Source organism: Cellulomonas xylanilytica (genome assembly GCF_007989805.1).
GTDB classification, from domain to species: domain Bacteria; phylum Actinomycetota; class Actinomycetes; order Actinomycetales; family Cellulomonadaceae; genus Cellulomonas; species Cellulomonas xylanilytica.
The window spans coordinates 252519-277483 of sequence record NZ_BJUB01000002.1; the positions used below are offsets into that span (position 1 = coordinate 252519).

The 24965-nt window shown below is 72.4% G+C and carries 25 protein-coding genes; 7 read left to right on the forward strand and 18 right to left on the reverse strand.

All coding sequences use genetic code 11. From position 1 onward, the window contains the following. Positions 1 to 50: 50 nt before the first annotated feature. A complete protein-coding gene (locus tag CXY01_RS04065) occupies positions 51 to 647 on the reverse strand; it encodes a helix-turn-helix domain-containing protein (protein WP_146925777.1) in 597 nt (198 codons plus the stop codon). Positions 648 to 713: 66 nt separating this feature from the next. Between CXY01_RS04065 and CXY01_RS04070 the strand changes: the two genes are divergently transcribed. Together CXY01_RS04070 and CXY01_RS04075 are read left to right on the forward strand one after the other, a co-directional pair. Continuing rightward, positions 714 to 1985: an MFS transporter gene (locus CXY01_RS04070; RefSeq protein ID WP_146925778.1), complete on the forward strand. Its 1272-nt coding sequence runs from the start codon at positions 714 to 716 to the stop codon at positions 1983 to 1985. 17 nt (positions 1986 to 2002) lie between these two features. Then, positions 2003 to 2578 carry a GNAT family N-acetyltransferase gene (locus CXY01_RS04075; RefSeq protein ID WP_146925779.1) on the forward strand — a complete coding sequence of 192 codons (576 nt, stop codon included), beginning with the start codon at positions 2003 to 2005 and terminating at the stop codon, positions 2576 to 2578. Here CXY01_RS04075 and CXY01_RS04080 read toward each other — a convergent pair. Both CXY01_RS04080 and CXY01_RS04085 read right to left on the reverse strand, forming a co-directional pair. Then, complete coding sequence (locus CXY01_RS04080; RefSeq protein WP_146926091.1) at positions 2571 to 3857, reverse strand: adenylosuccinate synthase; 1287 nt, start codon at positions 3855 to 3857, stop codon at positions 2571 to 2573. The genes CXY01_RS04075 and CXY01_RS04080 overlap by 8 nt on opposite strands. A 124-nt stretch (positions 3858 to 3981) precedes the next feature. Further along, positions 3982 to 4410: a DUF3151 domain-containing protein gene (locus CXY01_RS04085; RefSeq protein ID WP_146925780.1), complete on the reverse strand. Its 429-nt coding sequence runs from the start codon at positions 4408 to 4410 to the stop codon at positions 3982 to 3984. Positions 4411 to 4516: 106 nt separating this feature from the next. Here CXY01_RS04085 and CXY01_RS04090 point away from each other — a divergent pair, with 106 nt between their 5' ends. Continuing rightward, positions 4517 to 4888: an STAS domain-containing protein gene (locus CXY01_RS04090; RefSeq protein WP_146925781.1), complete on the forward strand. Its 372-nt coding sequence runs from the start codon at positions 4517 to 4519 to the stop codon at positions 4886 to 4888. Here CXY01_RS04090 and CXY01_RS04095 read toward each other — a convergent pair. Then, positions 4885 to 7011, reverse strand: a complete 2127-nt coding sequence (locus CXY01_RS04095; protein ID WP_307724379.1) for a SpoIIE family protein phosphatase — start codon at positions 7009 to 7011, stop codon at positions 4885 to 4887. The genes CXY01_RS04090 and CXY01_RS04095 overlap by 4 nt on opposite strands. Before the next feature lie 79 nt (positions 7012 to 7090). Between CXY01_RS04095 and CXY01_RS04100 the strand changes: the two genes are divergently transcribed. After that, positions 7091 to 7510, forward strand: coding sequence for an STAS domain-containing protein (locus tag CXY01_RS04100; protein ID WP_246125023.1), 420 nt, complete (start codon positions 7091 to 7093; stop codon positions 7508 to 7510). A 45-nt stretch (positions 7511 to 7555) separates the two neighbouring features. Here the strand turns inward: CXY01_RS04100 and fbaA are convergent, their stop codons facing one another. The 7 genes from fbaA to CXY01_RS04135 all read right to left on the reverse strand — a co-directional run bounded on the left by fbaA (position 7556) and on the right by CXY01_RS04135 (position 15324). Continuing rightward, positions 7556 to 8581: a class II fructose-bisphosphate aldolase gene (gene fbaA / locus CXY01_RS04105; RefSeq protein WP_146925783.1), complete on the reverse strand. Its 1026-nt coding sequence runs from the start codon at positions 8579 to 8581 to the stop codon at positions 7556 to 7558. An 84-nt stretch (positions 8582 to 8665) separates the two neighbouring features. Then, complete coding sequence (locus CXY01_RS04110; protein ID WP_246125025.1) at positions 8666 to 9274, reverse strand: TrmH family RNA methyltransferase; 609 nt, start codon at positions 9272 to 9274, stop codon at positions 8666 to 8668. A gap of 59 nt (positions 9275 to 9333) precedes the next feature. Further along, on the reverse strand, positions 9334 to 10869 hold the full coding sequence (gene arfA / locus CXY01_RS04115; protein ID WP_146925785.1) for an arabinosylfuranosidase ArfA: 1536 nt from the start codon (positions 10867 to 10869) through the stop codon (positions 9334 to 9336). 31 nt (positions 10870 to 10900) lie between these two features. Next, positions 10901 to 11839 carry a carbohydrate ABC transporter permease gene (locus CXY01_RS04120; protein WP_146925786.1) on the reverse strand — a complete coding sequence of 313 codons (939 nt, stop codon included), beginning with the start codon at positions 11837 to 11839 and terminating at the stop codon, positions 10901 to 10903. Then, on the reverse strand, positions 11839 to 12786 hold the full coding sequence (locus CXY01_RS04125) for a carbohydrate ABC transporter permease (protein WP_146925787.1): 948 nt from the start codon (positions 12784 to 12786) through the stop codon (positions 11839 to 11841). The genes CXY01_RS04120 and CXY01_RS04125 overlap by 1 nt, the downstream gene beginning before the upstream one ends. Positions 12787 to 12803: 17 nt before the next feature. After that, positions 12804 to 14177 (reverse strand): extracellular solute-binding protein, encoded by a 1374-nt coding sequence (locus tag CXY01_RS04130; RefSeq protein WP_146925788.1) that lies wholly within the window; start codon positions 14175 to 14177, stop codon positions 12804 to 12806. A 142-nt stretch (positions 14178 to 14319) separates the two neighbouring features. After that, positions 14320 to 15324, reverse strand: a complete 1005-nt coding sequence (locus CXY01_RS04135) for a LacI family DNA-binding transcriptional regulator (RefSeq protein ID WP_146925789.1) — start codon at positions 15322 to 15324, stop codon at positions 14320 to 14322. Positions 15325 to 15408: 84 nt separating this feature from the next. Here CXY01_RS04135 and CXY01_RS04140 point away from each other — a divergent pair, with 84 nt between their 5' ends. Continuing rightward, positions 15409 to 16143 (forward strand): VTT domain-containing protein, encoded by a 735-nt coding sequence (locus CXY01_RS04140; RefSeq protein WP_146925790.1) that lies wholly within the window; start codon positions 15409 to 15411, stop codon positions 16141 to 16143. Between the two features lie 50 nt (positions 16144 to 16193). Next, the gene (locus CXY01_RS04145; protein WP_146925791.1) at positions 16194 to 16934 is read left to right on the forward strand and encodes an HAD-IIA family hydrolase; all 741 of its coding nucleotides are present in this window, start codon (positions 16194 to 16196) and stop codon (positions 16932 to 16934) included. A gap of 69 nt (positions 16935 to 17003) precedes the next feature. Here CXY01_RS04145 and CXY01_RS04150 read toward each other — a convergent pair whose 3' ends face one another. From CXY01_RS04150 to CXY01_RS04165, 4 genes are read right to left on the reverse strand one after another with little or no spacing between them, the layout of a single operon-like run. After that, positions 17004 to 17546, reverse strand: a complete 543-nt coding sequence (locus CXY01_RS04150; RefSeq protein WP_246125027.1) for a LemA family protein — start codon at positions 17544 to 17546, stop codon at positions 17004 to 17006. 54 nt (positions 17547 to 17600) lie between these two features. Further along, on the reverse strand, positions 17601 to 18323 hold the full coding sequence (locus CXY01_RS04155) for a type III secretion system chaperone family protein (protein WP_146925793.1): 723 nt from the start codon (positions 18321 to 18323) through the stop codon (positions 17601 to 17603). A 7-nt stretch (positions 18324 to 18330) separates the two neighbouring features. Continuing rightward, the gene (gene pyrE, locus CXY01_RS04160; RefSeq protein WP_146925794.1) at positions 18331 to 18906 is read right to left on the reverse strand and encodes an orotate phosphoribosyltransferase; all 576 of its coding nucleotides are present in this window, start codon (positions 18904 to 18906) and stop codon (positions 18331 to 18333) included. A 52-nt stretch (positions 18907 to 18958) separates the two neighbouring features. Continuing rightward, the gene (locus CXY01_RS04165) at positions 18959 to 19753 is read right to left on the reverse strand and encodes an SDR family NAD(P)-dependent oxidoreductase (protein ID WP_146925795.1); all 795 of its coding nucleotides are present in this window, start codon (positions 19751 to 19753) and stop codon (positions 18959 to 18961) included. Between the two features lie 101 nt (positions 19754 to 19854). Between CXY01_RS04165 and recQ the strand changes: the two genes are divergently transcribed. After that, positions 19855 to 21894, forward strand: coding sequence for a DNA helicase RecQ (gene recQ, locus CXY01_RS04170; RefSeq protein ID WP_146925796.1), 2040 nt, complete (start codon positions 19855 to 19857; stop codon positions 21892 to 21894). A gap of 289 nt (positions 21895 to 22183) precedes the next feature. On the opposite strand, the gene CXY01_RS04175 is transcribed toward recQ, so the two are convergent. From CXY01_RS04175 to CXY01_RS04185, 3 genes are all read right to left on the reverse strand, one after another. Beyond that, a complete protein-coding gene (locus tag CXY01_RS04175; RefSeq protein ID WP_146925797.1) occupies positions 22184 to 22663 on the reverse strand; it encodes a nucleoside deaminase in 480 nt (159 codons plus the stop codon). Next, positions 22660 to 23634, reverse strand: a complete 975-nt coding sequence (locus CXY01_RS04180; RefSeq protein WP_146925798.1) for a phosphotransferase enzyme family protein — start codon at positions 23632 to 23634, stop codon at positions 22660 to 22662. The genes CXY01_RS04175 and CXY01_RS04180 overlap by 4 nt, the downstream gene beginning before the upstream one ends. 232 nt (positions 23635 to 23866) lie before the next feature. After that, positions 23867 to 24871: a LacI family DNA-binding transcriptional regulator gene (locus CXY01_RS04185; protein ID WP_146925799.1), complete on the reverse strand. Its 1005-nt coding sequence runs from the start codon at positions 24869 to 24871 to the stop codon at positions 23867 to 23869. Positions 24872 to 24965 lie beyond the last annotated feature (94 nt).

Sequence of the window (24965 nt, forward strand, 5' to 3'; positions counted from 1 at the left end):
TTCCATCACCTCAGACGTGAAACATCCGCAGTTCTTTCGATCTGCACAACTCACGCGTCATCGTCGCGGGGCAGCGGGAGGGCGTCGAAGTAGAGACGCACCCGCCGGCGCCCCTCGGTGTCCCCGGCAGCCTTGCGGGCCTTCGCGCTCTTGAGGGCTCCGTCGACGACCTCCTGGACGGCGAGCACCACCCCCTGGAACTCCTCGAGCGTGAGGTCGCCGGTGGACGAGTCGTTGAGCGAGGCGGCCTCCCACTCCGGGGTGTCCCCCGTGGACAGCCACCGCTGCAGGACCTTGGCCCGCTCGGCGACGACCCCCTGGAGCAGTGCGTTCGCCGCGTCCGCGGTGCGGGGGTCCCGGAGCATGTCCCGGCCGTCGACGCTGTAGCCGACGGAGCGCCACCACCGGTCCCGGCCGCGCTCGTGCGCGGGGTCGTCCTCGACGAAGCCGTGCTTCTCCAGCTGCCGCAGGTGGTAGCTGGTCTGCCCGCTGCTCTCCCCCAGGTGCCGGCCCAGCTGGCTGGCCGTGGCGGGCCCGTGCTCGGAGAGGTAGTCGTACATCGCCATCCGCAGCGGGTGGGCCAGCGCCTTGAGCTCCTCCGGTCCGATGGCGCGGGCGCGGAACGGCAGGGGGTTGCTCTCGGTCATTCGCAGAGTTACCTTTGCAGAGTTGTCTTTGCAGAGTTTCCTTGTCGATCGTACCGGGAGAGCGCCATGAGCGAGCAGGCCGCCACGCGGGAGCCCCTCGGCCGCCGGTTCGCCGCACACCTCACGGCGACCGGGATGGCGAACCTCGGCGACGGCATCGTGCAGACCGGCGTCCCGCTGTACGCGCTGACCCTCACCCGCTCCCCCAGCCAGATCGCGCTGCTCACCGCCGCCGCGTGGCTCCCGTGGCTCGTGCTCGGGCTCGCCGCCGGGGTGCTGGTCGACCGCCGCGACCGCAAGCACACCCAGGTGGCCGGCCTGGCCGCCCGCGCGGTGCTGCTCGGGATCGCGGTCTGGCTGGTGGCGACCGGGCGCATGACCATGCCCGCGCTGACGGTGATCGTCCTGCTCTACGGCGTGACGGACGTGGTGGTCGACCTCGCCGGCTCCGCGATGGTCCCGGACCTCGTCCCCCGCTCCCGCCTCGACGCGGCGAACGGTCGCACGCTCGCTGCGCAGCAGGTCATGGCGTCCTTCGTCGGCGGACCGGTGGCCGGCGCCGTGCTCGCGCTCGGCGCCGGGTGGGTGTTCGGCATCCCGGCGGGCCTCGGCGTCGCCGCGCTGCTGCTGATCGCCACCCGGATCCCGGGCTCCTACAAGCACGCGGCGACCGAGAAGCGCTCGGCGACGGTCGAGGTGCGGGAGGGGGTCCGCTTCCTCGTCCGGCACCCGGTGCTGCGGCCGCTGCTGGTGGCCGGCAGCGTCATGAACATGGCCAACACCGGGTACTTCGCGGTGTTCGTGCTCTGGATGGTGGGACCCGGGTCGCGCGTCGGCCTCGAGCCCGCGCAGTACCCGCTGGTGGTCGCCGGGCTGGCGGTCGGTGCGGTCCTGGGCTCGCTGGCCGCCGAGCCGCTGGGCCGTCGCATCCCCGAGGTCCGCCTCCTGCTGGGCTGCTGGACCCTGAACACCCTGCTCCTCCTGGTCCCCGTGCTGGTGCCCACCGTGCCCGCCATCGCGGTCGCCGTGCTCCTGCTCGGCTTCCTCAACACCAACGGCAACGTCATCTCGCAGTCGATGCGCCAGCGGATGGTCGCGCCCGGCATGCTCGGCCGGGTCGGCGGGGCCAGCCGGACCCTGGCCTACGGGCTCATGCCCGTCGGGGCGCTGCTCGGCGGGCTCGTCGCCGAGCGCTGGGGCCTGCCCGCCGTGTTCGTCGGCGCGACCGCGCTGTGCCTGGCCGGGATCGCCTACCCGGTGGCGGTCGTCCGTCAGCGGATGGTCGCCGAGCTGAAGCTGCCCGTGACCTCCGCCGAACCGGCACCGGCACGCGTCTGACTCGGCATACTGACCGCGTGCCCCGCCTGACCTCGCCCGCGATCGCCCCCGGGACCCTGCGCGACCTGACCCAGCCGGTGCTCGACGCCGGCGGTCTGCGGCTCCGCCCGTGGCACGCCGACGACGCCGCGGCGGTGGTCGCGGCCTACGCCGACCCCGACATCCGGCGGTGGCACGCCCGGTCGATGGACGCGGACGAGGCCGGCGCGTGGATCGCGTCGTGGTCAGGCCGCTGGCACGCCGAGACCGGCGCGGGCTGGGCCCTGGCGCTCGCCGACCAGGTCGTGGGCCAGATCAGCCTGCGGTCGCTCGACCACGGTGACGGTCGCTCGGACGTCTCCTACTGGGTGCTGCCGCAGGCACGCGGCCGTGGCGTGGCCACCACCGCGCTGGCCACCCTGGGCGCGTGGGCGTTCGACACCCTCGGCCTGCACCGGATCGAGGTCGACCACTCGGTCGACAACCCCGCGTCGTGCGCCGTGGCCACCCGAGCCGGCTTCCGGCTCGAGGGCACCAAGCGGGGCGACGCCCTGCACGCGGACGGCTGGCACGACATGCACCTGCACGCCCGCGTGTCGGGCGACGTCAGCTGAGCAGCTCGTGCCGGACGATCGTGGCCTCGCGGCCCGGTCCGACGCCGATCGAGGAGATCCGGGCACCCGAGATCTCCTCCAGCCGCAGCAGGTAGCGCTGCGCCGCGGCCGGCAGGTCGTCGAACTCGCGCGCCCCGGAGATGTCCTCCGACCAGCCGTCGAGGTACTCGTACACGGGCGTCGCGTGGTGGAAGTCCGACTGGTCGTACGGCATCTCGTCGAACCGGCGGCCCTTGACGTCGTACGCCACGGCCACGGGGATCTTGTCCCGGCCGGTCAGCACGTCGAGCTTGGTGACCACCAGGTCCGTCAGCCCGTTGACGCGGCTGGCGTAGCGGACCACGACCGCGTCGTACCAGCCGGTGCGGCGCGGGCGCCCGGTCGTGGTGCCGAACTCGCCGCCGGTCTGGCGCAGCCACTCGCCGTCGTCGTCGAGGAGCTCCGTCGGGAACGGCCCCTCGCCCACGCGGGTGGTGTACGCCTTGGCGACGGCGACCACGCGGTCGATCCTCGTCGGGCCCACGCCCGAGCCCGTGCACGCGCCGCCGGCCGTGGCCGACGAGGACGTGACGAACGGGTACGTGCCGTGGTCGACGTCGAGCATGGTGGCCTGGCCGGCCTCGAAGACGAGCGTCTTGCCCTCGTCGAGCGCGGTGTTCAGCAGGAGCGGGGTGTCGGCGACCAGCGGGTGCAGGCGCTCGGCGTGGCGCAGCAGGTCGTCGACCGTCTCGTCGACCGTGATGGCCCGGCGGTTGTAGACCTTCACCAGCAGGTGGTTCTTCTGGTCGAGGGCGCCCTCGACCTTCTCCCGCAGGATCTTCTCGTCGAACAGGTCCTGGATGCGGATGCCGACGCGGTTGATCTTGTCGGAGTACGCGGGGCCGATGCCGCGGCCGGTGGTGCCGATGCGGCGCTTGCCCAGGAACCGCTCGGTGACCTTGTCGAGCGTGCGGTTGTACGGGGCGATCACGTGGGCCGCCGACGAGACCTTGAGGGCCGACGTGTCCACGCCGCGGGCCTCGAGCGCGTCGATCTCCTCGAACAGCACCTCGATGTCCACGACGACGCCGTTGCCGATGACGGGGACGACGCCGGGCGACAGGATCCCGGACGGCAGGAGGTGCAGGGCGTACTTCTCGCCACCGATCACCACCGTGTGGCCCGCGTTGTTCCCGCCGTTGAACTTCACGACGTAGTCGGTCCGCGCGCCGAGCTGGTCGGTCGCCTTGCCCTTGCCCTCGTCGCCCCACTGAGCTCCGAGCACCACGACGGCCGGCATCCAGATCACCACTCTCACCCTGCCTACGGTGCGCTCCGGCTGCCGGGCGCACGCACCGGGCGGCAGTGACCCAGTACTCCGAGAGGGTACCGGATCGTGCAGATCCCGATCCGGTCGGCTCACGTCACCGCAGGTTCGCGACCTCTTCGACCGAGGTGCCGCTGTCGACGAGGAACGTCTCGCAGCGCGTCGCCTCCTCCGACTCGCCGATGGCCTCCGCGGCCTCCGCGAGCGCGAGCAGCGACCGCAGGAACCCCTGGTTGGGGGCGTGGTCCGCGGGGATCGGCCCGCGGCCGTGCCAGCCGGCGCGGCGCAGCGCGTCCAGACCGCGGTGGTACCCCGTGCGGGCGTAGGCGTACGCGGCCACCGGGTCGCCGTCGTTGGCCAGGGCGTTCTCGGCCAGCAGGGCCCACAGGATCGAGGCCGCCGGTGCCGCGGGAACCGCCTCGCGCGGGGTGGAGCCGCTGCTCAGCGCGGCGCGGGCGTCGGCGTCCGGGCCGTCGGCGGGCAGCAGGGTCGGGGCGGGACCGTCCAGCAGGTTCTCGTGGCTCATGCGCCCAGTGTGCCTCGGTGGCACGGCTCTGGGAGCGCGACTACAGTCGTTCCGCCGACCTGGACCACCGTTCGGCTTGCACCTCCCCCCTCCAGACAGGGTGCCCATGATCGAGATCTCCACCTCCTCGACGACGACGACCCTGACCGTCGCCGGCGATCTGGACCTTGCCGAGCGCGACCAGTTCCCGGAGATCGCCGCACGCGTCGTGGGCCTGCGCCGCCAGCTCGTCGTCGTCGACATGTGCCGCGTGACGTTCATGGACTCGACGGGCGCCGCCTTCCTCATCTCGCTGGCGGACGCCGGCCGCAAGCGGGGCGGAGCGACCGTCCTGCGCGGCGCGGACCCGCGGGACCTGTTCGTCATCGAGATCTGCGGCGCGCTCGACCTGTTCCGCATCGACACCGACCACCGGTGCGAGTCGGGCGTCGAGCAGTCGGACTTCCGCCGTCCCGACGGCGCCTCCGCTCCCGCCTAGCGGCCACCTGCCGGGAGCGACCCCGGCCGCACCTTCGCCCACACCAGCTTGCCGCCGCGCGACTGCCGCCAGCCCCAGTCGGCCAGCCGCTCGACGATCTGCATGCCGAAGCCCCCGACCCGCCCGGGGTGCCCGTCCGTGGTGACCGGCGGTGCCGGGTTGGCGTCCTCGACCTCGATGCGCAGGCCGTCACCCGTGTCGTAGAGCTGCAGCGACACGTGCCCGAACCCGTGCAGGACGGCGTTCGCGACGAGCTCGGAGACCACCAGCTCGGCGTTCGCGGCGTCCTCGATCCCCCACGCCTGGCAGGTCCGCACCACGGCGTGCCGCGCGCGACCGATCGACGCCGCCTCGCTCGGCAGCGACCACCGGCGCCGGCGGGGGCTGCGCGTGCGCTCGGCGGTGTCCAGCGGCGACGGCACACGGACCACGACGACGGCGACGTCGTCCTCGGGGTGGTCCGCGAGCCGGGACAGCAGCTCCTCACCGACCCCCGCGGCGTCCCGCGCGGTGACGGCCGCGGCCACCGCCGACAGGGCGGCGAGCCCGTCCCGCAGGCCGCGGTCACGCCGCTCGATCAGGCCGTCGGTGTAGTAGACGACGACGTCGCCGGGCTCCAGCTCGACCGTGCCGGTGGTCCGGGGCACGCCCCCGAAGCCGATCAGCGGACCCCCGGCGGCGTCGAGCTGGGTGACCACGCCCGCGCGGACGAGGAGCGCGGGGAGGTGACCCGCCCGCGAGTACTCCAGCCGCCAGACCTGCTCGGACCGGGTCAGCGTGGACAGCACGAGTCCCGCCGGGCGCGGCACCCGCATGCCGGCCACCAGCTGGTCGACCCGCTCCAGCACCGGACCGGGCGTCGTGATGTCGAAGATGTAGGAGCGGACGACCGAGCGCAGCTGGCCCATCGACGCCGCCGCCTCGACGTCGTGCCCGACGACGTCCCCGATGACGACGCCGATCACGTCCTGGCTGACCTGCAGCACGTCGTACCAGTCGCCGCCCACCTGGGCGTTCTCCGAGTTGGGCGCGTAGTACGTCCACACGTCCAGGCCGTCGACCTCGGCCTGCTCCGGGAGCATGGCCCGCTGGAGCGTCTCCGCAAGCCGGTGCTCGCGGTCGTAGAGGCGGGCGTTGTCGATGACGAGACCGACGCGGCGGGCCGTGAGGTCCAGGACGGTGCGCACCGACGGCTCGAGATCACGCAGCCCGTGGCCGCCGTGCGGGTGCACGACCAGCACCCCGAGCACCCGTCGGCGGCCGGGCAGCGGGAACACCAGGACGGAACGCTCCGTGGCGTCATCGGCGGGACCCAGCTGGGCGTCGGCCTGCTGCGCGAGCCACGCCGACGCGCTGCCGTCACCGTAGGAGCCGCCGAGCGCGAGCTCGACCGGCCGGTCGATCTCGGCGTCGAGGAGCTGCTGGACCACGTCGGGCCCCACCTCCCCCACCGCCTGCACGTCCCCGTGCCGCGAGCCCTTCCCCGTGGGCGGGCGTCCCGCGTCGATCCCGTCGGCGACGCGCAGGCCGCCGTCGTTGAGGTAGAACGCCGCCCAGCCGACGACGGCCCGGCGCAGGATGGTCGCGATCTCCCGCAGGGCGTGCGGGTCGTCGACGTCCATCAGGAGGTCCGAGACCTGCGCGATGAGGCCGAGGCTGCGCCGCTCGCGCCGCTCCGTCTCCACCATCGCGGCCTGCTCGGCGTCGTGCGAGAGCTGCTCGGTGAGGTCCTGGAGCGCGGCGACCCAGTGGGTCAGCGCACCGTCACCGGCGTCGCGGACCGGGGACAGGTGCGCGCGGCACGCCAGCCGGGTGCCGTCCGCGCGCCGCAGGACGATCGTGTGCGCGATCTCCCGCCCTGCTCGCAGCTCGTCCGCCAGACGGGCGATGTCGTCCTGGTGGAACGGGGTGTCGTCCAGCACAGCCGTCTGGCGGCTCCGCGCCTCCTCCACGCCGTAGCCGGTGACCCGCTCGAACGCGTCGTTCACCCAGATCACGGGCAGATTCGTCCCCGCCGCATCCAGCAGGGCCATCGGCACGGAAGTGGACTTGAGGGCCCGGTCCCGCACCTCGGCGAGGGCCTGATCCGGAAGGGGTGAGGCGTGGGAGTTGACCACCACCACCTCCGATCGTCTAGCGTTCCGAACAGGCAAGTAGTCGAGAAGCGGCGCGGGCCTGGCGGAAGTAGCTGAAAGGAGCGCCGTGCGCGACGGTAACAGCACGATCCCCGACGGGCCTGCGGACGTCTCGCAGGCCGACCAGGGTGCCGCGATCGTGGGCGAGCCCGGAGCGGTCCAGGTCATCGTGGGGACGGACGCCACCCGCATCGTGCTCTCGGGCGAGGTCGACGCCGACCTCGGTCCCGAGCTGCAGGAGGCGACGGCGGAGGCCGAGCAGGTCGGCCTGCCCATCGAGGTCGACGCCCACCACGTCACGTTCATGGACTCGTCGGGGGTGGCCTTCCTGGCGCGCCTCTCCATCCGGTCCCAGCACCGCGTGCGCCTCCTGCGGGTGCCGCCCACCGTGCGCTTCCTCCTCGAGGTCACGCGGATCGGTGAGCTCCTGGACGTCGTCGAAGGTGACGAGGCCGGGTTCCAACCGGTCGGAGAGAGCACCAACTGAGAAAGGCCCCGGACACGATGTCCGGGGCCTTCCTCGTGGTCGGCGTCAGGCGCCGAGCGTGTGCCCGGCCGAGCGGAGCTGGCGCGAGGCCTCCGCGATGCGCTGGGCCATGCCGGCCTCGGCGAGCTTGCCCCAGGCGCGCGGGTCGTAGGCCTTCTTGTTGCCCACCTCGCCGTCGACCTTGAGCACGCCGTCGTAGTTGCGGAAGAAGTGGTCCGCCACCGGACGGCTGAACGCGTACTGCGTGTCCGTGTCGATGTTCATCTTGATGACGCCGTTGTCGACGGCCTCGGCGATCTCGGCCTCGGTCGAGCCGGAGCCACCGTGGAACACCAGGTCGAACGGGTTCTCCTTGCCGATGGCGTCGCCGACGGCCTTCTGGATCTCGGCGAGGATCGACGGACGCAGCTTGACCGCGCCGGGCTTGTAGACGCCGTGCACGTTGCCGAACGTGAGGGCCGTCAGGTAGCGGCCCTTCTCGCCCGCACCGAGCGCCTTGACCGTGGCCAGGCCGTCCTCGACCGTGGTGTAGAGCTTGTCGTTGATCTCGGCGGTGTGGCCGTCCTCCTCGCCACCGACCACGCCGACCTCGATCTCGAGGATCGTGCGGGCCTGCACCGAGAGCTCGAGGAGCTCCTCGGCGATGACCAGGTTCTCGTCCAGCGGCACGGACGAGCCGTCCCACATGTGCGACTGGAACGTGGGGAGCTTGCCGGCCTTGACCTGCTCGATCTCGAGCGCGAGCAGCGGGCGGACCCAGGAGTCCAGGTTCTGCTTGGCGCAGTGGTCGGTGTGCAGCGCGACGGTGACCGGGTAGCCCTTGGCCACCTCGGCCGCGTACGCGGCGAGGGCGAGCGAGCCGGCGATGCGGTCCTTGACGGTCGAGCCGGCCGCGTACTCGGCGCCGCCGACGGACACCTGGATGATGCCGTCGGACTCCGCCTCGGCGAAGCCCTGCAGCGCGGCGGTGACGCTCTGGGACGACGTGACGTTCACGGCCGGGTAGGCGAACTTGCCTGCCTTCGCCCGGTCGATCATCTCGGCGTAGACCTCGGGGGTGGCGATGGCCATCTGCAGCATCTCCTGCGCGTAGGGGGGCGGTATCAGAAAGATTCTGGCACGGCTGCGCATCCGCGCCGCCGCCCGTCCCACCCCTCAGGCGTGCTGCGCGACCCAGGCGTGCATGGCGATCGCAGCCGCCGCACCGGCGTTGATCGAGCGGGTGGAGCCGAACTGGGCGATGTGCAGGACGTCCACGGCGGCGGCGCGGGCGGCGTCCGACAGCCCGACGGACTCCTGCCCGAACAGCAGGACGCACGCGCGCGGCAGCGGGTAGCCCTCCAGGGCCACCGAGCCCGGCAGGTTGTCGACGCCGAGGACCGGCAGCCCCTCCCCGGCCGCCCAGGCGACCAGGTCCTCGACGGTCGGGTGGTGCCGGACGTGCTGGTACCGGTCGGTCACCATGGCGCCCCGGCGGTTCCAGCGGCGGTTGCCGACGATGTGCACCTCGGCCGCCAGGAACGCGTTCGCGGTCCGCACGACCGAGCCGATGTTGAGGTCGTGCGCCCAGTTCTCGATCGCCACGTGGAAGGGGTGCCGGCGGGTGTCCAGGTCGGCGACGATCGCCTCGACCGTCCAGTAGCGGTACCGGTCGACGACGTTGCGGCGGTCGCCCTCGGCGAGGAGTGCGGGGTCGTACCGCGCATCCGAGGGCCACTCGCCCACCCACGGGCCGACCCCGACCTCTGCGCGCTCCTCGTCCACGGGCGCCACGGTAGCGGCGACCGACCCGGGACCCGCCCGGGCCGGGTCGCCGCACCCGGTCAGGCGCGCGTGACCTCCAGCTCCACGACCGCCCAGGAGAGCGGAGGCAGCCGCAGGGTCACGGTGCCGCCGTCGGTCTGCACGCCCTCGAGCGGACGCAGGCCGACCCGGTCCTGCGCGTCCTGCGCATTGGTGGTGTGCCGGTCACCGCCCTCGGGCACGGTCAGCACCTCGGCGCGGGCGACCTGGCCCGCGGACCAGCCGCGCAGGTCGACCGTGACCTCCGCGTCCTCGTCGAGACCCCGGTGCGCCAGGAACAGCGCCACGCGGCCCTGCTCCTCGTCCCAGGTGGCCGACACGTCGACCAGGTCCACGGCGTCGAACACGGTGGTGTCGTACCGGTCCGAGGTCACCGCCGTCCGCAGGATGACCCCGCGGGCCAGCGCCGCCGTCCGCGCGAACGGCCAGAAGATCGACTGCCGCCACGCCGGGCCGCCCTCCTCGGAGCGGATGGGCGCGATGACGTTGACCAGCTGCGCCTGGTTGGCCACCGTCACCCGGTCGCCGTGACGGAGCAGCGAGTTGAGGAACGTGCCCACGACCACGGCGTCGGTCACGTTGTACTCGTCCTCGATGATCCGCGGGTGCTCCCGCCACACTCCCTCGCGCTCGATGACGTGCGGCTGGTCCAGGGAGTCCTTGCCCCGCTGGTACCAGACGTTCCACTCGTCGAACGACAGGTTGATGTGCTTCTTGTGCTTGCCCTTGGCCCGGACGGCGTCGGCCGTGGCGACCACGGACTCGATGAAGTAGTCCATGTCCACGGCACTGGCCAGGAAGCTCGCGTGGTCGCCGTCGTGCTCCTGGTAGTAGGCGTGCAGCGAGATGTAGTCGACCTGCTCGTACGTGTGCCCGAGCACCGTCTGCTCCCACGCGCCGAACGTCGGCATCCCGGAGTTCGACGAGCCGCACGCGACCAGCTCGATGCGGGGGTCCACCAGGCGCATGGCCTTGGCCGCCTCCTGCGCCAGCCGGCCGTACTCGTCGGCCGTCTTGGCACCCATCTGCCAGGGACCGTCCATCTCGTTGCCCAGGCACCACAGGCGGATGTCGAACGGGTCCTCGTGGCCGTTCTTGCGGCGCAGGTCGGACAGCTCGGTGCCGCCGGGGTGGTTGGCGTACTCGACGAGAGCGCGCGCCTCCTCGACGCCCCGGGTGCCCAGGTTCACGGCCTCCATGACCTCGACGCCGGCCACCCGTGCCCAGTCGACGAACTCGTGCAGGCCGAACGCGTTGGTCTCGACCGTGTGCCAGGCACCGTCCAGACGACGCGGTCGCTCGGGGCCGACGCCGTCCTCCCACTTGTACCCGGAGACGAAGTTGCCGCCGGGGTACCGGATGACGGTCGCACCCAGCTCCTTGACCAGGTCCAGGACGTCCCGCCGGAAGCCCTGCTCGTCGGCCGCGGGATGGCCGGGCTCGTAGATGCCGGTGTAGACGCACCGGCCCATGTGCTCGACGAACGACCCGAAGATCCGGCGAGGGACGGGCCCGACGACGAAGTCGCGGTCGAGGGTGACACGTGCGCGGGACATGGAGCTCCTTGGATGTCTCGGTGTGCGGGTGTTACTGACCGCCGAAGCCGGTCGTGGCGAAGCCCTTGATGATCTGGCGCTGGAAGAACAGGAAGACGACGACCAGCGGCAGCGCCGCGAGCACGGCCGAGGCCATGACCTGCGCGTACTGCAGGCCGTACGCGCTCTTCACCGTCTGCAGGCCGACGGGCAGCGTCATCAGCGTCGCGTCGCTCGTCGCGATGAACGGCCAGAGGAAGTTGTTCCAGGCCGCGATGAACACGAACATCGAGACGGCCGCGAGGATCGGCCGGGACAGGGGCAGCAGGATCGACCAGAACACCCGGAGGCGTCCCGCACCATCGATCCGGGCCGCGTCCTCGAGCTCGACGGGCACCTGGTCGAAGAACTTCTTCAGGATGAACACCATGGCCGGGTGGACCGTCTGCGGCAGGATCACGGCCCAGTAGGTGTCGATCAGGTTGAGCGTGAGCATCTCGTAGAACAGCGGGACGATGAGCACCTGCGGCGGGATGATGATCGACGCGATGATCCCCCAGAACAGCCAGCGCCGGCCGGTGAAGTCGAGCCGGGAGAACGCGTAGGCGGCCAGGGCCGTCACCACGACCGTGATGATCGTGATCGCCACCGCGGTGACCAGGCTGTTCCAGGTCCACAGCGGGATGTTCCCCTCGTTCAGGACCCTCTCGTACGCCTCCGTCGTGAAGCCGTCGGGGGGCAGCCACGTCACGGGCGTCGCTGCCGCCGCCGTCTCGGTCTTGAACGACGTGGCGACGGCCCACAGGAAGGGCAGCAGCCACACCACGGCGAGGACGACCAGGGCCACGATGGCGCCGATGCGGCCGGGGCTCACGAAGCGCTCGCCGGTCCGCAGCCCGGCCTTGTCGGCGAAGCGGCCGCGCGGCCGACGGGGACCGCGAGGGCCGACCGGTGCGGGCTGAGGCTGGGTGCTCTGCACGGCGGTGGTCATCACGCACTCCTCCGGGTCGTCAGCCGCATCTGGCCGATCGAGATGATGACGATGAGGGCGAAGAAGATGTAGGCGATCGCCGAGGCGTACCCGAACCGGTAGCCGGTGAACCCGCTCTCGAAGACGTACTGGACCACGGGGCGGGTCGCACCGCCGGGTCCGCCCTGGGTCATGATGTAGATCTGGTCGAAGACCTTGAGCGACGCCAGGATCTGCAGGATCACGATGAGGACGGTCGTCGGGCCGAGCTGCGGGATCGTGATGGAGCGCAGCTGCCGCCACCGGCCGGCCCCGTCCAGCGCGGACGCCTCGTACTGCTGCTCGGGGATGTTCTGCAGCGCCGTCAGGTAGAGCAGGAAGTTGAAGCCGACGGTCCACCAGAGCGTCATGACGACGACCGCGAGCATCGCCCACTGCGGGTCCTGCAGCCAGGCGATCTGCTCCACACCCACCGCCCCGAGCACGTAGTTCACGAGGCCCAGCTGCGGGTTGTACATCCAGATCCAGAACTGCGCGGCGACCGTGGACGCCAGCAGGAACGGCATGAAGAAGGAGAGCCGCCACAGCCACTGGCCCGGGAGCCCCTGGTGCACGAGCAGGGCGAGGATCAGCGAGACGATCACCAGCGGGATGGTCGACAGCACCGTGAACCACAGGGTGTTCAGCAGCGAGCGCCACATGATCGGGTCGCGCAGGGCCTCGGCGTAGTTGTCGAAGCCGATCAGCTCGCCACCGGCGCCGGTGATGCTCTCCGCCGTGAAGCTGAGGTAGAAGCCGTGGACCAGGGGCCAGATCAGGAACATCACGAAGACGACGACGAACGGGGCGACGAACGCCCAGCCGATGCGGTTGTCACGGGCTCGGCGTTCCCGCTCCCCGCGCCTGATCTCGTCGGGCGACGTGGTGCGCGGCGGGGCGCCGGTGACATCGACGGTTGCAGAAGACACGGTCGGCTCCTTCGGGGTCACACCGGGTTCGGCTTGTCGAGCTGGACGTTGACGCGGCGGACGAACGCGTTGAAGCCGTCCGCGGGGTCGGAGCCGTTGAGGTACACGCCCTGCACGGTCTCCAGGAAGTAGTTCTGGAAGTCGCTGCCCGATCCCGTGAACCACGCCTCGGGGTCGTAGTTGAGGATCTCGGCCGCCGGCGCGTAGTGGGCCTGCGGGATGAGGTTCTGGTAGTCGGGGCTCTGCACGACGGGCTGGAACGCGGGGATGTGCCCCGCCTCGGCCCACCCGAACGAGTTCTTCAGCAGGTCGGCGACGAACTCATAGCTGGCCCGCCGCTGCTCGGGGTCGGGGCTCGACTGGTGCGGCAGCGTGAACGCGTGCGAGTCGGCGTAGGCGGCAGGTGTGCCGAACAGCGTCGGGATCGGCTGGGCGTCGAACCGCAGCCCCGAGTTGATGGCGGTCGGCAGCTCCCACACGCCGGTGAAGAACAGCCCGCTCTCGCCGGACATGAACTCCGAGACCGCGGTGCCGTAGTCACCGCTCTGGGTGGCGATGGTGCCGTCGAGCAGCTGCTGGATGAACTCGAGCGACGCCACCGCGGCGTCCTGGTCGACCTCGGCCCGGGGACCGGACAGGTCGAACTCCGCGTCGTGCTGCTTGTAGAACGTGTAGAACAGCCGCCACATCTGCGCGCCGTCGCCCAGGTAGCCGTACGACAGGCCGTGCTTGCCCGTGACTGCCTGCATCGCACGGGCGACCTCGAGGAACTGCTCCGGGCTCTCGATCGGCGCCAGCTGCCCGTCGGGGCCGAGCGCCCCGGCCTGCTCGGCGACGTCGAGGTTGTACATCATGACGAACGGGTGCGAGTCGAGCGCGATGGAGAACTGCTCGCCCTCCAGCCCGCCCTTGGCCCACACGCGCTCGAGGAAGTCCGACTCCTGCACCCCGAACTCGGCGAGCAGGTCGAGGTCCCACGGGTCGAGCAGCCCGCCGGGTGCGTACCCCGCGACGCGTGACGCGTGCATGATCGCGACGTCGGGCGACCGACCGCCGACGCTCGCCATGGCGAGCTTGGTGTAGTACGGCGCCCCCCAGGCCAGCACGGTCTGGGTGGCCTGGTAGCCGTGGTCCATCGCGTTGACGTCCTCGACGAGGCCCGCCATGTTGATGCCGTCTCCGCCGCTGAGCAGGTGCCAGTAGGCCAGCTCGTTGACGCCGGCGGCCGATGCGGTCGCCGGTGAGCAGCCGGCGAGCGACGAGGCGGCAGCGACGCCGCCGACTGCCGCCAGCGAGCCCAGGAGCATCTGGCGACGGGTGATGCCCGGACCGGGGCTGGTCGGTGGGCCTGCGGCGGCGGTGCGCGGCCGCGCGAGGTGGTGCGATGCCATGCCCTCACTCCTTCGTGAGACACGTCCGACGTCGTCGTCGGTAGCCGGGAACGGCGTCGTCGCCGTGTCCGGTTCGCATCATTACATCGTTAGAACCACGCCGCACACCGAAGGACGAAGACGCCCCTGACCAGCCAGGACGTCAGCCCGTGCTGGCCCGGACGACGATCCGGTGGGGGTACACCAGCTGCCGCGGGGGCAGGTCCGGCTCGGCGATGCGCTCGCTCAGCAGGTCCAGCGCGGCCACCGCGTACCCGCGCAGGTCGAACGCCACCGTTGTCAGCGGAGGCACGGCGTACCGGGCGGCGGCGACGTCGTCGAACCCCGCCACCGCGACGTCGTCGGGCACCCGCAGCCCGCGCTCCCACAGGACGTTCAGCACGCCGAGCGCCATCGAGTCCGTGAAGCAGAGGAACGCCTCGGGCACCGGGTGCCGCGCCAGGTAGGCCCGCGTGGCCTCCACCGCGCGTTCGGTCGTCCAGTGGTGCACGGGGACCTCGAGCTCAGGGTCGTGCGTCGCACCGGCCGCCGCAAGAGCCGCCCGGTACCCCTCGGTGCGCTGCCGGGCCGCCGCGGACTCCACGCCCACCGGTGGCGTGCCCACCGCGGCGATCCGGCGCCGGCCCGTCGCCAGCAGGTGCTCCGTCATGTCCCGGGACGCCTGCACGCTGTCCACGCCCACGTGGTCGGCCCGGTCCTGGACGACCTCACCGATGAGCACGGTCGGCGGCAGCGGCCCCGGCACCGCCGGGACGGCGGAGTCCGCGAGGGAGACCGGGTTGAGCACCAGACCGTCGACCAGGTGCGACCGCGCGCGGGACAGCAGGTCGCGCTCGCGGCCTGGCTCTGACGCCGTCTCCTCGATCTGCAGGGACCAGCCTCGCGAGTGCGCCTCCTCGACGAAGTGGTGCGCCAGCTCGGCCGAGTACGCCGTGGACAGGTCCGGCAGGGCCAGCGCGATCAGCCCGTACCGGCCGTTGCGCAGCCCGCGCGCGCCCAGGTTGGGGACGTAGTCCAGCTCCGCCAGGGCACGCTCCACCCGCTCACGCGTCTCCGGGCGCACGTACACGACGCCGTGGATCACGTTGGAGACGGTCTTCGGCGACACCCCTGCCCGGGCTGCGACATCCTTCACTGTGGCCCGCACGGCGCCATTGTTCAGCACCTCGATGCACGAAGTCCGCACACATGGCCCACGGGTCGCTCGTCACCCGCCCCGTACTCTGGGCACATGCTGATGACGACCGCCCTCACGGCCGCCGGACCGATCGCCGCCCTCGGGCCCGACTTCCTGAACGCCGACCACCTGATCGAGTCGTTCGGGACCGCGGCCCTCATCGGCATCGCGCTCGTCATCTTCATCGAGACGGGGCTGCTGTTCCCCATCCTCCCTGGCGACTCGCTGCTGTTCACCGCCGGGGCCCTGGTGGCGCAGGACTCGCTCGACATCAACATCTGGGTGCTCTGCCTGGTGCTGTTCGCCGCCGCGTTCCTCGGCGACCAGACCGGCTACCTCATCGGACGGACCGTCGGGCCAAAGGTGTTCAACAAGCCGGACTCGCGCTTCTTCAAGAAGAAGTACATCGACCAGACCTACGCCTACTTCGACAAGTACGGCGGCCGCACGATCATCGTCGCCCGCTTCGTGCCCATCGTGCGCACCTACGCACCCGTCGCCGCCGGAGTCGGCGGGATGCGCTACCGCTACTTCGTCACCTACAACGTGATCGGCGCGCTGCTGTGGGCGGTCGGCGTGACGCTGCTCGGCTACTGGCTGGGCAACTTCACGTTCATCAAGGAGAACATCGAGATCCTGCTGATCGTCGTGGTCGGCCTCTCGGTGATCCCCATCGGCGTCGAGCTGCTGCGCGCCCGTCGCAAGGGTGGCCAGCCGGAGGAGCGCGACGAGCGGTACGACGAGCAGGCCGAGCGTGACGAGGTCGAGCGCAAGGCCTTCGGGGCGTGACGCACCAGAGGCACGGGGAGATCCGCGCAATTCGTTCCTGGCTGTCCGACATGGACGGCGTCCTCGTGCACGAGGGCACCGCGCTGCCCGGTGCCGCGGAGTTCGTGAAGGCCCTGCGCGACGGCGACCGCCCGTTCCTCATCCTCACGAACAACTCGATCTTCACCACGCGGGACCTGCGCGCCCGGCTCGCCGCCTCCGGGATCGACGTCCCCGAGGACGCCATCTGGACCTCGGCGCTGGCCACCGCCCAGTTCCTCACCGACCAGATGCCCGGCGGCTCCGCCTACGTGATCGGCGAGGCCGGGCTGACCACCGCGCTGTACGAGGCCGGCTACACGCTGACCGCCGCGCAGCCCGACTTCGTGGTGCTCGGCGAGACGCGCACGTACTCGTTCGAGGCCATCACGCAGGCCATCCGCCTGATCCAGGGCGGCGCCCGGTTCATCGCCACCAACCCCGACGTCACCGGCCCGTCCGCCGACGGGGACCTGCCGGCCACCGGCGCGGTCGCCGCGATGATCAGCGCCGCCACGGGCCGTCAGCCCTACTTCGTCGGCAAGCCCAACCCGATGATGATCCGCTCGGCGCTCAACCGGATCGACGCGCACTCGGAGACCACCGTCATGGTGGGCGACCGGATGGACACCGACGTCGTCGCCGGCATCGAGGCCGGGCTGCGCACGTTCCTGGTGCTGTCCGGGTCCACCCGGCTGGCCGACGTGCAGGCGTTCCCGTTCCGGCCCACCGAGATCCTCGACTCCGTGCAGGACCTCATCGAGCGGGTCTGACCGCGCTCCGACGACGGACGCCCGACCTGCTGGGCAGGACGGGCGTCGTCGAGCTGAGGTGGTGAAGCCTCAGAAGCTCACCTCGGGAGCCGCCCGGATGCTGGGCTCCTCGACCTCGAAGTACTCGGCCCGCTCGACGTGGAACATGTTCGCGATGATGTTCGGCGGGAACGTCTCGACCTTGGTGTTGAGCTCCCGGACGTTCGCGTTGTAGAACCGGCGCCCCGCCGCGATGCGGTCCTCGGTGTTGGTCAGCTCCGCCTGCAGCTGCTGGAAGTTCTCGCTGGCCCGCAGCACCGGGTACGCCTCCGCCACGGCGAACAGCCGGCCCAGGGCCTGCGTGAGCTGGTTCTCCTGCGCGGCCTGCTCGGCCGGGCCCGACGCGGGTCCGGCGGCAGCGGCGCGGGCACGAGCCACCTCGTCGAAGACGCCGCGCTCGTGGGCGGCGTACCCCTTGACGCTCTCGACGAGGTTCGGGATCAGGTCGTGGCGACGATGCAGCTCGACGTCGATCTGCCGCCACGCCTCCTGCACCAGGTTCCGCAGCCGGACGAAGCCGTTGTACGTGGCGACGCCCCAGACGAGGGCGATCACGACGATCACTGCGATCACGATCAGGACGATGACACCGGTGGTCACGGCTGGGCCTCTCAGCGGTCGGGCAGGTCAGACGATCGTAGCGTCGGGATCGACGTTCCCGGCCGGCGCCAGCGGGTCGTGGCCGTGGTCCAGCCAGACGTGCCGCGGGACGGACCGCGCGACGGCGGAGAGCAGACCGAGCCGGGACGCCAGGCGGTCGAGGTCGGTGGTCCCCGACGCCCAGGACAGGATCCACGTGCCGTCGATCCGCCAGGCGGTACCGAGGGCGTCGGGACGCAGCAGCCGTTCCATCAGGCGCGGGTGGAGGATCGCGTGGCCCGTCCGCTGGTCGCGCGCCGCCACCCGGTACGCGCGGTTGAAGGCGTCGGACTCGAGCTGGACGTCCTGCGCACCGACCAGCTTGGCCAATCGGGCACCGAGCCCCTCGGGCGTCACCTCGACCGTCGGCAGGTACGTCGGCAGGGCCAGCGCGACGACGTGCGCGTGGTGGGTGCTCTTGTTCTTCCCGCTCCCCGTGGTCCAGACGTAGGTGAACGACAGCGCGGGCCGGGAGTCGTAGGTGCCGCGCAGCACCTCGATGGCGCGACGGCTGCTCCCCTGCCCGAAGGGCTGCCCCCGCGAGAGGTCGACCAGCGACCGCTCGGACTGCGCGTAGGTCCAGCCGTTGCGCAGCGCCCAGCCCCGGAACCGCTCGTGCCGCTTCTTCTGCACCCAGAAGCCGGCGACCGCCAGGCCGAGCATGACGACCCCGCCGAGGACGACCAGCAGCCCGAACGATACGTCGCCCATCGTGGGATCAGGCCAGGCCGAGGTCGGACAGGCTGAACAGGTAGTGGTACGGCACGCCGAGCGCCTCGATCTTGGCCTGCGCACCGGTCGCCCGGTCGACGATGACCGCGGCACCCAGCACCTCGGCGCCCGCCTCCCGCGCCGCCTCGATCGCCGTGATGGGCGACCCGCCGGTCGTCGACGTGTCCTCCAGGATCACGACCTTGCGGCCCGCGATGTCGGGGCCCTCCACGCGACGCTGCATGCCGTGCGCCTTGGCCTCCTTGCGGACGACGAACGCGTCGAGGTCCTGACCGCGGGACGCGGCGGCGTGCAGCAGAGCGGTCGCCACGGGGTCGGCGCCGAGCGTCAGCCCGCCGACCGCGTCGATCTCCGCCGTGCCGAGGCCGACCTCCTCGAGCCGGTCCAGCAGCAGGTGCCCGATCAACGGGGCGGCGCGGTGGTGCAGCGTGACGCGGCGCAGGTCGACGTAGTAGTCGGCCTCACGGCCGGAGGACAGCGTGACCTTCCCGTGCACGACCGCGAGGGTCCGGATGAGGTCGAGCAGCTGCTCGCGGGGCGTCGCGGAGAGGTCGTGGGTCACGGCGGCCAGGGTACCGGGCGGGTGTCCCTCACCCGCTCACCCGCTCACCGGCTCAGCCGACGGTCGGGGCGTCCGTGTCCTGACCCTGGTAGGCGCGACGGTAGCGGCCGAACGCGCGGACGGCGGAGCGCGGGACCACCCGCGCGACCGCCGACAGCGTGCGGTAGCGCAGGCTGGGGGTCGACAGGACGGCGCCGCGGCGCACGTCGGCGAGGCCGGTCGCCACCACGTCCTCCGCGTTCAGCCACGCGATCTCGGGGTACGCGGTCATGTCGATCTCACCGCGCTCGTGGAACTCGGTGTGCACGAAGCCCGGGTTGAGGGCGGTGGCGGTGACGCCGGTGCCGCGCAGCTCGACGGCGAGGCTCTCGGTGAACACGCGGACCCACGCCTTGTGCGCCGAGTACGTGCCCGAGGTGAGCAGCGCGGCGACGGACGCGACGTTGAGGATGGCCCCCCGGCCTCGCGAGACCATCGCGCCGGCGGCGGCGTGCGACAGCACCATGACCGCGGTGACCATGACCGCGAGCGCCGACTCCTCGGCGGCCAGGTCCCCGGGCACGAAGCGCTGGTTGAGGCCCAGCCCGGCGTTGTTCACCAGCAGCCCGACGGGGCGCTCGGTGGCCCGCAGCCGGTCGGCGACGCGCTCGACGTCCGCGCGGTCCGACAGGTCGGCGACGAGCACCTCGGCGCGGATCCCGGCGGCGGCCTCGAGCTGGGCGGCGAGGCGGGTCAGCCGCTCCTCGTTCCGGGCGACCAGGACGACGTCGTGCCTGGCCGTGGCCAGCTGCCAGGCGAACTCCAGGCCCAGGCCTGCGGACGCGCCGGTGATGAGTGCGGTTGCCATGCGCCCACCCTACGGACGAGCAAGGACCGTTGCGCGGCACTGTGCGCGGCACTGTGGAGGAACCACCCGGGACGTCGGCGGTCGGACGTAGGGTGTGCCGCGTGACTGACGGCTGGGGTGGCGACGTACCGGACTGGCCTCTCGACGAGGAGCCTCCGTTCGACCCGTTCTACGACGCCCCGCCCCCCGAGCAGGACGACCCGCGCGCGCTGCCCGCGGCGGAGCGACGTGACCGGTCGGGCATCCCCCGGCGCGCGCCCGCTGCCCGCCCCGACATCCCCCGTCAGGTGGCGCAGACGCTCGACCCGGAGGCGGCGCTGGCCGCCGCGGCCGAGGTGCTGCACAGCGTGTGGGGGTACGACGCCTTCCGCGGCGAGCAGGCCGAGATCATCGACACCGTCGTCCGCGGCGGCGACGCCCTGGTGCTCATGCCCACGGGCGGCGGCAAGTCGCTGTGCTACCAGGTCCCGGCGCTGGTGCGGGAGGGCACGGGGGTCGTGGTCTCCCCCTTGATCGCCCTCATGCAGGACCAGGTCGACGCCCTGTCGGCGCTGGGTGTGCGGGCCGGGTTCCTCAACTCGACGCAGCAGTCGTTCGAGCGGCGCAAGGTCGAGGACGCCTACCTCGCGGGTGAGCTGGACCTGCTGTACCTGGCTCCCGAGCGGCTGCGGGTCCCCGAGACGGTCGAGCTGCTGGACCGCGGCACCGTCGCCCTGTTCGCCATCGACGAGGCGCACTGCGTCTCCCAGTGGGGGCACGACTTCCGGCCCGACTACCTGCAGCTGTCGATGCTGCACGAGCGCTGGCCCGAGGTGCCCCGGATCGCGCTGACGGCCACGGCCACCGAGCAGACCCACGCCGAGATCGCCCAGCGGTTGCAGCTCGGGGACGCCAGGCACTTCGTCGCCAGCTTCGACCGGCCCAACATCCAGTACCGGATCGCCCCCAAGGACAAGCCGCGCGACCAGCTGCTGAACCTCCTGCGCACCGAGCACGAGGGCGACGCCGGCATCGTCTACTGCCTCTCGCGGAACTCGGTCGAGCAGACCGCGCAGTTCCTGGTGGACCACGGAGTCCCGGCGCTGCCGTACCACGCGGGCCTCGACCGGCAGGTGCGCGCGAGGAACCAGTCGCGGTTCCTGCGCGAGGACGGGATCGTGATGGTCGCGACCATCGCGTTCGGCATGGGCATCGACAAGCCCGACGTCCGGTTCGTCGCACACCTGGACCTGCCCAAGTCCGTCGAGGGCTACTACCAGGAGACCGGCCGCGCCGGTCGTGACGGCCTGCCGTCGACGGCCTGGCTCGCGTACGGGCTCGCGGACGTCGTGCAGCAGCGCCGCATGATCGACACGTCCGAGGGCGACGCCGCGCACAAGCGCCGGCTCACCGCGCACCTGGACGCCATGCTCGCGCTGTGCGAGACGGTGTCGTGCCGCCGGGTGCAGCTGCTCAACTACTTCGGTCAGCCGTCCCAGGCGTGCGGCAACTGCGACACGTGCCTGACTCCTCCCGAGTCGTGGGACGGCACCGTCGCGGCGCAGAAGCTGTTGTCGACGGTCGTCCGGCTGGAGCAGCGCGGGCAGCGGTACGGCGTCGGGCACCTGGTCGACATCCTGCGCGGCAAGGTCACACCCCGCGTCACGCAGCTCGGCCACGAGTCGCTCAGCACGTTCGGTGTGGGCCAGGACCTGTCCGACGGCGAGTGGCGCGGCGTCGTCCGGCAGCTGCTCGCCATGGAGCTGCTCGGCGTCGACACCGACGGCTACGGCACGCTGCGGCTCGCGCCCGACAGCGCGGACGTGCTGCGCGGTGCGCGCGAGGTACGGCTGCGGCGGGAGACCGAGAAGGTCGTGCGGACGCGCGGCTCCCGCTCCAGCCGGCCGACGGCCGCCGCCGACCTCTCGGACGACGCCCTCGAGCTCTTCGAGGTGCTGCGGGCCTGGCGCGCCGGGGTGGCCAAGGAGCAGGGCGTGCCGGCGTACGTGGTGTTCCACGACGCGACCCTGCGCGAGGTGGTGACGCAGCGGCCCACGTCGCTGGAGGCGCTGGGCGGCATCAGCGGGGTGGGAGCCACCAAGCTGGAACGGCACGGCCCCGGACTGCTGGCGGCCCTGAACGGGGTCCCCGAGCCCGCCTGACCGGACCGGCTCCTCTCCGGACGAGCAGGACCACGGCCTCGAGCGCGTCGTGATCGCGCTCGGGCTCTTCCGTGGACGAGCGGGATCACGACCTCGAGCGCTTCGTGATCGCGCTCAGGCACGTTCGTGGACGAGCGGGAGCGCGGCCAGCAGCGCGTGGTGATCGCGCTCCGGCTCCTCCATGGACGAGCGGGATCGCGGCTCGAGCGCGTCGTGATCGCGCTCCGGCCCGACGGCCGGCGAGGCCGAGGCCGACTCGCTCGGCTGGTCGAGCGACGACGTCGCCTGATCAGGCCCCGTACCGGCGGCGCTGGAGCTCGCGGACCTCGTCGGCGAGCTCGGGCACCGGCCCCTCGACCGGCAGCCCCGGCGCCACCGTGGCGATCGGGAGGGCGGCGACGGGCCCCGCGGGGACGCCCCACTCGGCGCGCCAGCCGGCGGTCTGGGCCGACGACGACGCGTACACGATCCGGCCGAGGCCGACCCAGGCGTGGGCGGCCGCGCACATCGGGCAGTGCTCGCCGGACGTGTAGACGGTGGACGCGGCGCGCTCCTCCGGCGTCAGGTGGTGCACGGACCAGCGGGCGATCTCGAGCTCGGGGTGCCGGGTCTCGTCCCCGTCCTTGACGCGGTTGCGGTCCTCGAACCGGACCGTGCCGGCGGGGTCGACGAGGACGGAGCCGTACGGCTCGTCGCCGTCGTCGAGGGCCTCGCGGGCGAGGTCGACAGCGCGCCGCAGGTGGGTGAGGTCGACCTCGGTGATCGTCATCGGCCCACCGTGGCGGCCAGCACGCGGGCGCGCAACCGGCGCCGGTGCTCGACCACGGAGGCGCGCAGGTCCGCCGACCACGGCGCCTCGTCGGGTGCCGGGTCGGCCGCCACGTGCGCGATCGAGACGAGCAGGCGGACCGCGACCGCGGCGCTGTGCAGCTCCAGCGCGGACACGTCCGCGTCGGACAGGGGGCGTACCTCCCGGTAGCCGGCGATGAAGTCCGCGAGCAGCTCCGGGTGCTCGACGCTGCCGGGCGTGTCACCGAGCAGGTCGCGCACCGCCGCCGCGACGTCCTGGACGAACGGGCCGGTACGCGCCTCGTCCGCGTCGAACGCGACGGGCCGACCGTCGGCCCATCGAAGGTTGTCCAGCTCGAGGTCGCCGTGCAGGGTGCCCCGGGGCGACCCGAGCAGCGACGCGTCGTCGAGGACGGCGTGCGCGGCAGCGTGCAGGACGGGGTCGTCGCCGAGCACGGCGAGGTCCAGGGGCGGCGGCTCGTCCGCGGCGGCCAGGGCCGGTGCGTCGCGGTGGAGGCGCGCCAGAGACGCTCCCCAGGACTGCGCGAGCGGCGGTGTCAGGTCGTCGAGCGTCACCTCCTCCCCCGGCGCGGCACGGACGACCGTGGCGTGCACGGGGCCGAGCGCGGTGGGCACCGTCTCGACGAGCCGGCCGGCCGTCGACGGCACGGGGGCGACGGTGCAGCCGTGCACGGACCACGCGGCGAGCAGGCGGGCCGGCGCCGCCAGGTCCCGGACGGTGCGGAGCGACGCCGGGACGAAGCGCACGAACAGAGCGCCGCGCGCGTCGACGTCAGCGGGGACGACGAACACGTGCGTCGCGCTGGAACGGAGCCATCGGGCCTCGCCCGGGGCGATCCCCCAGGCAGCCGCGACCTCGTCGGCCACCGGGCTGCGCCAGGACGCGTCGACGGTGGCGCCGACGCGGGCGATCTCGCTGAGGGGAAGCATCCGCGCATCCTCGCGGGGCTGGGCCCGTCCGGTCGTGGGGAATTCCGGCGACCGTTTCGGGCGGTGCCAGCGAGAACGGCACTTCACGACGAGGTCGGCAGTTGCAACTCACGCGTTCGTCTCCCAGTGCCGACCTCGTGGCAGGGTCGACGACGCGACGCAGGGAACCCGGTCACGACGCGCGGCGGGTGGCGAGCGCGCGGCGGGTGGTGGGGCTTGGTGGTGCGGCGGGTCAGCGGACCACGCGGAGCGGGGCCTGGCCGGTGGAGCCGCGGACGACCAGGTGAGTGGGGAGCTCCACCGTGACCGAGCCGCCCGGGTGGGTGGGGTCCAGCCTGGCCAGCAGGAGGTCGGCGGCCGCGTGGCCGGCGCGCTCCAGCGGCGCGGCGATCGTCGTCAGACCGGGCCGGACGAGGTCGGCACCGAAGACGTCGTCGCAGCCGACGACGCTCATGGCGCCCGGGACGTCGACCCCGCGCTCGGCCAGCCGATCGAGGATCCCGAAGGCGAGCAGGTCGTCGAACGCCAGGACGGCGGTGACCTCGGCGTGCAGGACGGCGTCGGCGGCGGCGGCGCCGTCCTCGCGGCGGGGGACGAACGGGCCGAGCCCGACGACCTCGACGCCGAGGCGCTTGGCCGCCGTGCGCAGGACCGCGCGCCGGCGGCGGTCCGACCAGGACGCGCGCGGGCCGCCCGCGTAGGCGACGCGGCGGTGCCCGAGCGAGGCGAGGTGGGCGAGCGCCTGACCCGTGCCTCCCGCGGTGTCGACGAGGACCCCGGACTGGTCGGGGACGGGACGGTTCACGGTGACCATCGGGAACTCGTGCGACCAGGACGTCAGGCGGTCGTCGTCGAGCCGGGACGCCGCCAGGACGGCCCCGTCGACGGTCGGCCGCAGCGCGCGCAGCGCACGCTCCTCGGCCTCGACCGACTCCTCGGCGTCGACCAGCACGTGCACGTAGCCGTCGGCGCGGAGGCGGGCCGCTGTGCCGCGCACGATGCCGAAGAAGTAGGGGTTGGTGACGTCGGGCACGAGGAGGGCGACCATCCGGGTGCGGCCGGAGCTCAGGGCACGGCCCGTCGGGCTGGGCGCGTACCCGAGCTCACGTGCGGCCTCCCGGACGCGCGTCGCGGTGCGCTCGTTGACCCGGCCGGGCTTGGTGAGCGCGCGGGACGCCGTCGAGATGGCGACGCCGCTGGCGGCCGCGACGTCGCGGAGAGTGGGTGGCCTCGTCATCGGTCCTCGTCGAGCGATCGGCGTCCGGCGGGCCGACCGGCCCGGCGCCGTCCCATGGTGGCGGTCGACGCGTCGGATGGCAACCATCGGCAAA

Coding starts and splice junctions, on each gene's coding strand:
- CXY01_RS04065 (WP_146925777.1), bottom strand. CDS start 647: ATGACCGAGAGCAACCCCCTGCCGTTCCGCGCCCGCGCCATCGGACCG.
- CXY01_RS04070 (WP_146925778.1), top strand. CDS start 714: ATGAGCGAGCAGGCCGCCACGCGGGAGCCCCTCGGCCGCCGGTTCGCC.
- CXY01_RS04080 (WP_146926091.1), bottom strand. CDS start 3,857: ATGCCGGCCGTCGTGGTGCTCGGAGCTCAGTGGGGCGACGAGGGCAAG.
- CXY01_RS04085 (WP_146925780.1), bottom strand. CDS start 4,410: ATGAGCCACGAGAACCTGCTGGACGGTCCCGCCCCGACCCTGCTGCCC.
- CXY01_RS04090 (WP_146925781.1), top strand. CDS start 4,517: ATGATCGAGATCTCCACCTCCTCGACGACGACGACCCTGACCGTCGCC.
- fbaA (WP_146925783.1), bottom strand. CDS start 8,581: ATGGCCATCGCCACCCCCGAGGTCTACGCCGAGATGATCGACCGGGCG.
- arfA (WP_146925785.1), bottom strand. CDS start 10,869: ATGTCCCGCGCACGTGTCACCCTCGACCGCGACTTCGTCGTCGGGCCC.
- CXY01_RS04120 (WP_146925786.1), bottom strand. CDS start 11,839: ATGACCACCGCCGTGCAGAGCACCCAGCCTCAGCCCGCACCGGTCGGC.
- CXY01_RS04130 (WP_146925788.1), bottom strand. CDS start 14,177: ATGGCATCGCACCACCTCGCGCGGCCGCGCACCGCCGCCGCAGGCCCA.
- CXY01_RS04140 (WP_146925790.1), top strand. CDS start 15,409: ATGCTGATGACGACCGCCCTCACGGCCGCCGGACCGATCGCCGCCCTC.
- CXY01_RS04145 (WP_146925791.1), top strand. CDS start 16,194: ATGGACGGCGTCCTCGTGCACGAGGGCACCGCGCTGCCCGGTGCCGCG.
- CXY01_RS04155 (WP_146925793.1), bottom strand. CDS start 18,323: ATGGGCGACGTATCGTTCGGGCTGCTGGTCGTCCTCGGCGGGGTCGTC.
- CXY01_RS04165 (WP_146925795.1), bottom strand. CDS start 19,753: ATGGCAACCGCACTCATCACCGGCGCGTCCGCAGGCCTGGGCCTGGAG.
- CXY01_RS04175 (WP_146925797.1), bottom strand. CDS start 22,663: ATGACGATCACCGAGGTCGACCTCACCCACCTGCGGCGCGCTGTCGAC.
- CXY01_RS04180 (WP_146925798.1), bottom strand. CDS start 23,634: ATGCTTCCCCTCAGCGAGATCGCCCGCGTCGGCGCCACCGTCGACGCG.
- CXY01_RS04185 (WP_146925799.1), bottom strand. CDS start 24,871: ATGACGAGGCCACCCACTCTCCGCGACGTCGCGGCCGCCAGCGGCGTC.